Here is a 10,475-nt window from a genome sequence, read left to right as displayed (position 1 = left end):
TTCGTGACCGGGGTTTTTTCGTTTTGGGTTTCGTTTTGGCTTCGGGGGAAAGATCTATCTGAAAAGGGCTGCTTAGAAGGGCTAAGTACTAAATTTTCCTAAGTATTATAATTTTTAATCGCATTATTTGTCTTAGCTGGCCGGAATAAACTCGGTAAGCTTTTATGGCCTCAAAGGTCAATAATGCGGACGAAGAAGGGGGCTGAGGGCAAGCATTAAGCTGCGATGTTAAGAGGCTGTGATGTTTAAGCTTATAGGGATCTAGCGTGAGAGGCGTAGAGTATAGTGCCTAATTTGAAAGCAATATTTACTATACTTAGACTGTTCTATCAGCATCCTTGCTGACACGGCATCATCCTGATGTTAGGTACAGAGGCCCTCATCCTGAGGGCTAAAGAGTCGTCCATGACTCACTCTGTGCAGGCATATTAATTCTATTAAGTAGTTGGGTATATAAGAAAAATTCCTAATTTTATATTTTCTAGATATATTCATTATCATCTTGTATTTTGATAATAAAAATTATTACATATCACTAATCAAATAAGTTTATAGGGATAGTTGTGGCTAGATTTTTTTTGTTTTTATTAATGTTGCTTTCAGTCAATGCACAAGCTGTAGAATATTTGCTGGTGACTGCCGACAGTGTGCGGGTCCGTGCTGAGCCAAGTACTGAGGGGCGGAGTATACTTATGCTAAACAAGGGGCATCTTGTTATAAAGGATGGGGAAAAAGGTGATTGGACTAAAATCTACTTTCTTGGGCATGAGGATGCCAGTGGTCGTACTGAGGGGTGGATGAGTAGTCAGTTTCTCTCTCCTGAGAAGGTTGTGCAGGATAGCTTAGTCAGCAAAGAGCTTCGCTTGCTTGATAAGGGGGTATCCTTAAGTTGCGAAAGAGTGATTGGTGATGAGTATATTCAAGGTTGTGACCTGCATTTGCAGTATGCTGTTGCAATGAGCCAGAATTTGCAGAAGGTCAAAGTGAACTGTAGTGCAGAACTGGTCGCTAAAACTCAGGAGGGTAAGTTAATTCCTGTTCCTGTTAATCAGACCTTAGAGCACGTTGCTTTAACTCCTAATGAGGTGTTGTCTATGCATATTTTAATGAAGGCGGATCTCACCTATCAATTGACTGAGGTGACTGTTGAAGGACACCGTTGTGGGTTGATTACTACCCGGTAGGGCCCTGCTGTTTAGCCCTGTTTTTTTCTATGTGTTGATTTAATAGGGCGGAACATCCTATGGCTGTTATGACTCCTAATGCGTTGGCGTAGGCATCAGCTATGGAAAAGTGTCTTTGGGGGCGGAACTCGCCTTGAAGGTACTCCAGCGCTATAGCTAGGATGAGCCATATTGACCAATAAATCATGCTTTTTAGCTGATGTAGTGCCAGTCTTCCCGTAAAAGGGACAACGAGAAAGGCCAAAAAGTGCCCTACCTTATCTGAATTTTCAAATATCCTTTCAGGTGGTAGTTGCCTGAAGAGTCCGTAGGCAAGTGCTACCAAACTGCATATGAATATTAGCCAGATAACATACTGTATTTTTTTTCCGTAGATGCTTAGCACCATTTATACTCTCTTATATACATGCCTTTCTGTTCTATCGGCCCACGCCATAATATGTGAAGCCTAAACTTTGTAGCATCTCTTTATCAAAAATATTTCTTCCATCTATGATGAGAGGGGTGTGCATACGATTCAGCATTTCCTCGTATTCTGGTGACCAGTATTCAGGCCATTCAGTCAGTAATAGTAATCCATGGCTATTTTCTATTGCGTCATAGCAGCAGTCGTAAACTTCTAGTTTAGGATGTTCACCAAAATATTGTTCGATATTTTGGCCAGCTTCTGGATCGTGTACTTTAACCGAACAGCCTTGGGCTAGAAGAGTTTCTATAATTTTTAAACTTGGTGCGTTATCTATGCTGGCTGTACCAGGCTTGAATGACAGTCCCCAAATACTGATCGTTCGGCTTTTAAGGTCGCACTGGTAGTATCGCCAAAGCTTTCTAAATGGTTGTTCTTTCTGTTTTTCATTCTCAACCAAAACCGTATCAAGCAGTTTTGAATTTCGATTTTCTTCCATGAGCTCCGAAAGGCCTTCGATGTATTGCTGAAAGTGCAGTCCACCGAAACCACAGCCTGGATGCAGGTAGTGATGACCTATGCGGGGATCTGTAATCATGCCTTCTCGTATGACTTCAATATCTACATCTAGCTGATCTGCAAGGTTTGCAAGTTCGTTTATATAGCCTAGGCGTAATGCGAGCATGCCGGTATTTGCGAATTTGGTGAATTCAGCCTCTTTTGATGTCATTACCATCCACTGTTTCAAGGATTGGCTGAATGGGCGCATTAATGCTTTTATATTCAACATCGCCCATTCATTTCTACAGCCAATAATTAGCGTCTGTGGTTGCTTAAAGTCTTTTAATGCAGAGCCTTCGGCTGCCATATCTGGTAAGTAAGCAATGACTTGATTGTTTGCTTCTTTTAAGTAGGTTTGTAGCTTGTCTGTGCTGCCAACCCCAAAGTTAGATTGGTTAATTATCAGAAGGTTATTAGGCAGAGATTTACTAAGTGAGCAGACTATTTTTTCAGCTAGAGGATATTCATCAGGATTGAGGCTGATGATATGCGAAGAGTTAGATAGACCATCCTCTTCAGTGACCGATGATAATCGACCATCTAAAATTGCTTGATCAATACATTGTTGTAACCCAGGTTCGTTGCTTGTTTTGAAGCTAATCTCATTCTTATTACCTGAATGATCAAGACCCGTTACAATCTTAATATGATTACCGCTTTCTGCTAAGGCCGCTGCAGAAGTCCATGCGGGAAGTTCATTGCCCCATACGGTTATTTTCATCTTAAGCGTTCCTCTTTGTAATATGCTGCAACAACCCTTGTGTAGAATTATCGAATTGTTTTTCTTTAGCTTCAGGTCCTAACGCTTGAAGTAGTGAAGTGGCTACTTTTTTTCCAAGCTCTACTCCCCACTGATCGAACGGGTTGATGCCCCATATAACAGATTGTACAAACACCTTGTGTTCATACATGGCAATGAGTTGCCCAAACGTTGTAGGGGTTAATTCATCAAGCAATATAGTGGTGCAGGGTTGATTGCCTTTATATCGTTTGTAGACTGGCGCATCGTCGGCTCCTTCAATGACAGAGTCCCCTAATGCTAAAATTCGTGATTGAGCTAAGCAGTTGGCAAGGTTGAGCTGGTGTTGGTGTTGTAATTCTGCATTGTCAGTGTTGTGGTAGCGTTTTGCGGCCACGATAAAATCACACATTACAGACTCAGTACCTTGATGGAGTAACTGATAAAAAGCGTGTTGGGCGTTAGTTCCTACTTCGCCCCACAATATTGGGCAGGTGCTGTAATCAGTGTTAGAGCCTTCGCGAGTGACTGACTTGCCATTACTTTCCATTTCTAATTGTTCTAGGTAAGCAGGTATGTGGCTTAAACGGCCATCGTAAGGAAGGATTGCGTGGGCGTTAATATTTAGGAAGTTAATATTCCAAATTCCGGTCATTGCAAGTAATACAGGTAGATTCTTTTCAAAGGGGGTTTCTTTGAAGTGGGTATCCATTGCATGTGCGCCGTCTAGAACTTCTTTAAAGCCTTGCATTCCTAGCTTAAGTGCAATTGGTAGGCCTATAGTCGACCACATGGAGTAACGTCCACCTGTCCAATCCCAGAAAGCGAGCTGATTTGATTTGGGAATGCCCCATTCTTGGGCTTTTTCGGGGCTTGCTGATACGCCGATAAAATGTCTAGAGATTAAAACCTCTTCGCTAGCAACATTACTTGATTGCTTTAGCCATTCTTTTGCTGTGTTGGCGTTAGCTAAAGTGTCAATTGTAGTAAATGATTTCGACGAAATAACAAAGAGTGTCCGGGCTGGATTTAAGTGACTTAAGAGGTCAGCCAGCTGGCTACCGTCCATAGAAGAAACGAAATGCACTTTCAGGTTTGCAGCTTCTTGGGGTTGAAAGTCTGATAGGGCTTTGCAAGCCATAAATGGCCCAAGGTCAGAACCGCCGACACCGATATTTACGACGGTATTGATGGAGTGTCCAGTGAATCCGCGCCATTGCCCAGAATGTATTTTTGATACAATGGCTTCCATGCAGTCAAGGTTATCATGTACCTCTTTGATGATCTCCGTACCGTTGACTTCAAGCTTGTGATCTCTAGGGGTTCTTAAAGCTGTATGGAGAGCGGGTCTGTCTTCAGAGTCATTAACATGTTTGCCGCTGTAGAGATCGTTAATCCAATCAGTAAGATTTCGTTCGTTAGCTAATTGAATAAGTAATGCGAGTGTTTCGTCCGTAATGCGTTGTTTGGATAGATCAAGGAAAAGAGCGTCTTGGGCAAAGCCAAATGTACTGAAGCGATCTTGAGAGCCTTCGAAAAGATCGCTGATATGGGATTGTGACATATAGTAAGCATGGGATTGGAGATGCGCCCACGCTTGGCTTGCTTTTAATGACATGCTTATTCCTTTTTGCTGTCTTTGTATTATCTGTCGTTACTGCAATGACTATGATCTTAGATGAGCAATTGATTATCAATGTTATAGCGTGTAACTAAGGGGGAGCATTATTACAGCTTTATCCCCCTTTTTTTATGGTATGAACTTATAAATCTAGATTTTTGATGAAAGTCTTAAAGCTCTCTGCTGTTTCTTGGTTTTGTAAACCATAAATAACATTAGCTTGAAGGTAGCCGACTTTATTGCCGCAGTCGTAGGTTTTTCCTTGCATGTGGAACGCTTGGAGGGAGCCTTCTGTTAAATACTCCGCCATTGCATCGGTCAGTTGGATCTCGCCACCTGCTCCTGGTTGAGTATCTTTTAAGAGCTCCATAATACGCGCGGGTAAAATGTAGCGGCCATTAATTGTTAAATTAGATGGCGCTTTGTCGATAGGTGGCTTTTCTACCATTTGTGCAATATCGGCAGACTGGCCGGGACGTACATCTACCCCGTTACAGTTAACTACACCATAACGATCTACATGTTCCATTGGAACTGGTTCAACCATTATTTGCCCTTGCTGGCTAGTCTTATAGGCTGAAACCATAGCAGATAGGTCTGCTTCTTCTTGCCCGTATGAATTGACGAGCATGTCAGGCAGTAAAACTGCAAAATCACAATTACCTATAATAGGGGCTGCGCATAAGACTGCATGACCTAGGCCTAAAGCTTTGTTTTGCCGCACTGCAGTAATGGTTACATTGGATGGGACTATAGTACGAACTGATTCAAGAATTGCTGTTTTTCCTTTTCGCTCTAATTCTGCTTCGAGTTCATAATGAGAATCGAAATGATCTTCGATGGCGGATTTTCCTGCGCGTGTAACAAGGACGATATCAGTTATTCCTGCAGCAACGGCTTCTTCTATAACGTGCTGAATAACTGGCTTGTCTACGACAGGCATCATCTCTTTAGGTATTGCTTTACTCGCAGGTAATACGCGAGTACCCAAACCTGCGACAGGGATTACTGCTTTAGTTACTGTAGAAGACATCCTTCTTAAACCTCAAATTATTGATCCATGAAATTTCAATAGTAACATGCTTGGTTAGTTAATTTTAGTTATGTTGAGGGGGATGGGTAGTCCAGTTTATTGCAGTCGCAAAATGCTATTAATTTGAGGTGGATGTGCTAAAATCCGTTCAGTATATCAGTATATTTTTTGAACAATCTTCGCTTTGATGGCTTAACCAAGGATGATCGCCCATGACCTTATTACATCGTAAATCAGCAATCGCTACTTTGATGCTTCTACCTGCAGTAACTGTTGTGTCGCCAAACCTTATGGCTATTGAGCCAGCGGGGGTGGATGCTGGCCCTCTGCAAGTTATCCCTCAGATTAATGTTCAAGTCGGTCATGATGACAATATTTATTCCACCGAGACAAATGAAGTTGATTCTGTAATTACAGTTATTAACCCTTCTGTGCAGCTGGTTCTTGAGAAAGGGTTGGACGTATATAGTTTGAATTACGCTATTAAACAAGGTGTGTATGAAGCTGATTCCGCTGATAATTATACAGACCATGACTTAACAGCTCAGGCCCGACTTGATTTTAATGTTCGCAACCGTCTTGAATTATTAGCTCGTTATCTTAAAACACATGAAGATAGAGGTACTGGTTTAAATCAGGGCTCAGCGGCAACTGCCAATCCTGAGCCTGTGGAATACCATGAAAATACTCTTTCAGCGAAATATAGCTTCGGGGGTTTGGAGGCAAAAGGTCGTATTGATGTATCCGGTCAGTTGGTTGATAGGGAGTATGATAATTTCCGTGCTCAAACTGAAGGTAAAGATCGCCAAACGGCAAGTGCCAGTGCAACTTTCTATTATAGAGTAATGCCAAAAACTTCGTTGTTGTTCGAAGTTAACTATGAAGATATTGATTACGATCTTGCAGCTATTACGTTGGATAGTGTTGAAACTGAATATCTATTAGGTGCAACTTGGGAGGCAACTGCTAAGACCACGGGTATTGTTAAAGTCGGTTACGCTGAAAAAGATTTCTCATCCGCAGCAAGGGATGATGACGATGGCCTTAGTTGGGAATTGGCAATGGAGTGGGCACCGAAAACCTACTCAGTTGTGAGCTTTGTGACTAGCAAGGAAGAAGAAGAGACAGACGGTACGGGTAACTATATTGATACGACTAGCTGGAGTTTGAATTGGCAGCACGATTGGACTGATAAGGTTATTTCCCGAGCATCTTATGGACAATCTGATTCTGATTATGTGAGCAGCACGCGTAAAGATGAAAGCACTAATTACGGTGTAGGCGTGACATATAAGATGCGTCGATGGTTGGATCTAGGTCTGGATTATAACTACTCAGACCGTGAGTCGAATGTGGCTGGTACTGACTATGATAAGAATTCTGTTTATTTAACGCTTCAAGGCTCATTGTAAATAGTTGTTAAGAGATTGATTAATATGATTGGTTCTTTCATTAGGTCGTTATTTATTGCAGTTTTTGTATTGCTCAGCTTTTCTGTTTCTGCAGAAAAACAAGTTGGCTTGTCTGATTACCCTCTAGGTGCCGGCGATTTGTTGAGAATCACTGTTTTTGGTGAAGACGATTTAAGCGTTGAAGTCCGCTTGAGTGATGCTGGAACTATTTCATACCCTTTTTTAGGGGAGTTGAGAACTCGGGGGCTAACAACAGGCGTGCTGAGTGAATCCATCCGAAGCCAGTTGGCTGATGGGTACCTTGTTAACCCAAGTGTTAGTGTTGAAGTGGTGGAATACCGTCAGTTTTTTATTTATGGTCAAGTCGAAGAGCCGGGCGGGTATCCTTATCAGCCTGGCTTAACGTTACAGCGTGCGGTGGCTTTGGCGGGTGGCTTTAGTGAACGAGCATCAAGTGATGAGTTTTTTGTGGCCTCTGAAGGTCAGGAAGAGCAGTCGCCTGTAAAGGTTGGCATTAACGCGACTATTAAGCCTGGTGATACTGTCACTATCGAAGAAAGCTTCTTTTAATCTCCTTTTCACCAAACGGATTTGTTCATGGAAAATCAAGACAACGCCTCCCTTAATCGAATGATGTCAGATGATGTGATCGATCTACGAGAATACTGGCAAACAATTAATCGCCATAAATGGGGTATTGTTGGGTTTGCCTTCCTCGTTACACTGCTAACTATTTTGGTGGTTTTCTCTTTGCGTCCTGTTTATAAAGCGACTGCGACGTTACTTATTGAAGCGAATTCGGCCCAAGTCGTCTCGATTGAGGAGGTTTATGGGATCGATTCAGGTAACCAAGAATACTATTTAACACAATTTGAAATTCTAAAATCCAGAAAGCTTGCAGAAGCAGTGATGACCAAGCTGGATTTGGTTAACCATCCTGAATTTAATGAGGAACCAGGTTTTTCATTTGATTGGCGAGCGCTACTACCTGTTGATCTTCCGGGTTCCAACGAAGCTCCTTCTGAAGCTGATATTTTTCAGGGGAAGGTTGATCAATTTTTAGAGAAAGTATCCATTTCTCCAGTACGTAAAACCCAATTGGTCAAAGTTACCTATGAATCATATGACGCTAAGTTGGCTGCAAAAGTGGCTAATGAGATCGGTGTTGCATATATCGAAGGGAATCTGGAAGCAAAGCTAGAAGTGACGATGCAGGCTTCTTCATGGTTGAGTGAGCGCTTAGGACATCTTAAAGATGATCTACGCCTTACCCAGAAAAAGCTACAGGATTACCGAGATAGTGAAGGTATTGTTGGCGAGAAAGGAGGTTTGGATATTGCCTCTAAAGAGCTAGACCTAGTCGCTACTAAATTGGTTGAATCTCGACGTGATCGCTTGGAACTAGAAGGCGTTTATAAGCAGATCCAGAAAATCGGTAAGCGTAATCCTAGGCGTTTAGAGTTGATTCCTGCCGTGTTACAGCATCCGCTTGTACAAACCATGAAAGAATCGGTTGCGCAGATTCAATTGAAAAAATCTGAGCTTGCTAAACGCTATGGGTCTAAACACCCTAAAATGGAGTCGGTTAACTCAGAATTAAATATCGCTTACCGTTCTTTAAATCAGCAAATAGTCTCAGTCGTAAATGGGATAGAAAACCAATATAGGGCCGCTGTAGCAAGTGAGAAGTCTTTAGAGGGTTCTTTGAGTTCAACAAAAGTTGGTATGCAAGATATCAGCCGCAAAGAGTTTAAGTTAAAAGAGCTACAGCAGGATGTTGATACTAAACAGGCGTTGTACGATACATTTTTTACTCGCTTAAGTGAGACAAGTGCTACAGGGGATTTGAAAGCTGCGAATGCGCGTATTGTGGATCCAGCGGTTAAGCCTTTATTACCTGCTAAGCCGAAGAAAAAACTTATCGTTGTTTTAGCCTTTGTCGTTAGTTTAATGTTCGGTGTTGTTTTTGCCTTTTTGCTAAAGGCGCTAGATAACACGATCAAAACTGCTTCTGAAATTGAAACTAAGCTTGGCGAAACGATGCTGGGTTTATTGCCATTGCTAAAAGCCAAGAAGGGTGTAGCACACCCTAGTTATAATGCTTATATTGAAGAAAATCAGTCGCAGTTTGCTGAGGCTGTTAGGACAATTCGTACAGGTGTTGTTCTTTCTGCACTCGATAATCCTCATAAAGTGTTGGCGGTGACCTCTACTGTGCCTGGAGAAGGTAAAACTTCTACAGCAATTAATATGGCTTTTTCTTTAGGTCAAATGGAAAAAGTGCTGCTGATTGACGCTGATATGAGACGTCCTTCATTAGCTAAAGCACTAGGTTTCGGCTTGCGTTCGCCTGGGCTGTCAAACTTGGTTGCAGGAACTGCGAAGCTTGAAGAGTGTATTCATCACCATGAAGGATCTAGCATCGATGTGATTACAGCGGGACTGATTCCGCCTAATCCTCTGGAATTATTGTCTTCTAAGCGTTTTGCCAAGGCCTTGGCGGTACTTGAAGAAAAGTATGACCGAATTGTTATAGATACAGCGCCTGCGCAGGCTGTGAGTGATGCGTTGGTTCTTTCTTCTACGGTTGGTGCAATGATCTATGTGGTTAAAGCTGATTCTACTAGCTATCAGCAGGCTAAAGCGGGTATTAAGCGTCTTAAAGATGTTAATGCGCCTTTGATAGGTGTGGTGTTAAATCAGGTGAACACGAAAAAAGCGTCTAAGTATTATGGTGGCGACTATGGTGGCTATTATGATTCTTATGGCTATACCGAAGAGAGTAAAAACGTTGCATGATTGATCTGCATTCTCATTTATTGCCCGGTATTGATGATGGAGCCTCTTCTGTAGAAGAGGCTCTTTCTCTTGCGCGTATCGCTGTTGCTGATGGCATTACACATATGGCAATGACTCCTCATGTTCATCCCGGACGTTTTGATAATACTCAGCAAACAATCTTACCTGTCTTTAACGAATTTCAAGCGGCTTTAGACGAACATGAAATTAACCTCTGTATTCATGCGGCAGGTGAAGTCAGGCTTTCAGCTGAAATGTTAGGGATGTTTGCGGTAGATCAGCTCCCTTTTTTGGGTGAGTGGGATGGGCAGCGAGTTATGTTGCTAGAGTTGCCACATAGTCATGTCCCTCCAGGTAGTGATAAGTTGGTTCAGTGGTTGATGGCTCGGGGTGTAGTGCCAATGATTGCTCATCCTGAACGCAATAAGGGAATTATGTCTGATGTGTCAAAATTAGCGCCTTTTGTTGAATTAGGTTGTTTATTTCAGTTAACGGCTATGTCTGTTGCCGGTAATTTTGGCGTAGAGGCGAAGCGTTTATCTGATGAGATGTTAGATAAAGGCTGGGTAACAGTAATTGCATCTGATGCTCATAATTCTGACCGTAGGCCTCCGGTTTTGTCCGAAGCTGTTGAGGCGGCTTCTCAGCTAATAGGCCAGGCAGAAGCGCGTCGCTTAGTCTGGGATAATCCAGCCAAAATTATTGGTTTGCTCTAGATTT

General features: G+C 42.3%; 8 protein-coding genes. 5 read left to right on the top strand and 3 right to left on the bottom strand.

Going from position 1 to position 10,475, the window contains the following annotated elements; all coding sequences use genetic code 11:
• Nucleotides 1-563: 563 nt before the first annotated feature.
• Complete coding sequence (locus B4K11_RS04010) at nucleotides 564-1,184, top strand: SH3 domain-containing protein (RefSeq protein ID WP_292950646.1); 621 nt, start codon at nucleotides 564-566, stop codon at nucleotides 1,182-1,184.
• 419 nt (nucleotides 1,185-1,603) lie between these two features.
• Here the strand turns inward: B4K11_RS04010 and B4K11_RS04005 are convergent, their stop codons facing one another.
• From B4K11_RS04005 to galU, 3 genes are all read right to left on the bottom strand, one after another.
• Nucleotides 1,604-2,872 (bottom strand): nucleotide sugar dehydrogenase, encoded by a 1,269-nt coding sequence (locus tag B4K11_RS04005; protein WP_292950644.1) that lies wholly within the window; start codon nucleotides 2,870-2,872, stop codon nucleotides 1,604-1,606.
• A gap of 1 nt (nucleotide 2,873) precedes the next feature.
• Complete coding sequence (pgi, locus tag B4K11_RS04000) at nucleotides 2,874-4,508, bottom strand: glucose-6-phosphate isomerase (protein ID WP_292950642.1); 1,635 nt, start codon at nucleotides 4,506-4,508, stop codon at nucleotides 2,874-2,876.
• A gap of 145 nt (nucleotides 4,509-4,653) precedes the next feature.
• The gene (gene galU, locus B4K11_RS03995; RefSeq protein ID WP_292950640.1) at nucleotides 4,654-5,544 is read right to left on the bottom strand and encodes a UTP--glucose-1-phosphate uridylyltransferase GalU; all 891 of its coding nucleotides are present in this window, start codon (nucleotides 5,542-5,544) and stop codon (nucleotides 4,654-4,656) included.
• Nucleotides 5,545-5,756: 212 nt separating this feature from the next.
• Between galU and B4K11_RS03990 the strand changes: the two genes are divergently transcribed.
• Genes B4K11_RS03990 through B4K11_RS03975 form a run of 4 tightly spaced genes read left to right on the top strand, consistent with a single transcriptional unit; the run spans nucleotide 5,757 to nucleotide 10,471 of the window.
• The gene (locus B4K11_RS03990; RefSeq protein WP_292950638.1) at nucleotides 5,757-6,956 is read left to right on the top strand and encodes an outer membrane beta-barrel protein; all 1,200 of its coding nucleotides are present in this window, start codon (nucleotides 5,757-5,759) and stop codon (nucleotides 6,954-6,956) included.
• 24 nt (nucleotides 6,957-6,980) lie between these two features.
• Nucleotides 6,981-7,526, top strand: a complete 546-nt coding sequence (locus B4K11_RS03985) for a polysaccharide biosynthesis/export family protein (RefSeq protein ID WP_292950636.1) — start codon at nucleotides 6,981-6,983, stop codon at nucleotides 7,524-7,526.
• A gap of 27 nt (nucleotides 7,527-7,553) precedes the next feature.
• Nucleotides 7,554-9,755 carry a GumC family protein gene (locus B4K11_RS03980; protein ID WP_292950634.1) on the top strand — a complete coding sequence of 734 codons (2,202 nt, stop codon included), beginning with the start codon at nucleotides 7,554-7,556 and terminating at the stop codon, nucleotides 9,753-9,755.
• Nucleotides 9,752-10,471: a tyrosine-protein phosphatase gene (locus tag B4K11_RS03975; RefSeq protein ID WP_292950632.1), complete on the top strand. Its 720-nt coding sequence runs from the start codon at nucleotides 9,752-9,754 to the stop codon at nucleotides 10,469-10,471. Before B4K11_RS03980 ends, B4K11_RS03975 begins: the two co-directional genes overlap by 4 nt.
• The last annotated feature ends 4 nt before the right edge of the window (nucleotides 10,472-10,475 follow it).

It is taken from the genome of Neptuniibacter sp. UBA6509, from assembly GCA_002435145.1.
Taxonomy (GTDB): domain Bacteria; phylum Pseudomonadota; class Gammaproteobacteria; order Pseudomonadales; family Balneatricaceae; genus Neptuniibacter.
Note: the sequence above shows the minus strand (reverse complement) of the source record. Positions and strands in the feature narration are given on the sequence as shown.

Coding starts and splice junctions, on each gene's coding strand:
- B4K11_RS04005 (WP_292950644.1), bottom strand. CDS start 2,872: ATGAAAATAACCGTATGGGGCAATGAACTTCCCGCATGGACTTCTGCA.
- pgi (WP_292950642.1), bottom strand. CDS start 4,508: ATGTCATTAAAAGCAAGCCAAGCGTGGGCGCATCTCCAATCCCATGCT.
- galU (WP_292950640.1), bottom strand. CDS start 5,544: ATGTCTTCTACAGTAACTAAAGCAGTAATCCCTGTCGCAGGTTTGGGT.
- B4K11_RS03990 (WP_292950638.1), top strand. CDS start 5,757: ATGACCTTATTACATCGTAAATCAGCAATCGCTACTTTGATGCTTCTA.
- B4K11_RS03985 (WP_292950636.1), top strand. CDS start 6,981: ATGATTGGTTCTTTCATTAGGTCGTTATTTATTGCAGTTTTTGTATTG.
- B4K11_RS03980 (WP_292950634.1), top strand. CDS start 7,554: ATGGAAAATCAAGACAACGCCTCCCTTAATCGAATGATGTCAGATGAT.
- B4K11_RS03975 (WP_292950632.1), top strand. CDS start 9,752: ATGATTGATCTGCATTCTCATTTATTGCCCGGTATTGATGATGGAGCC.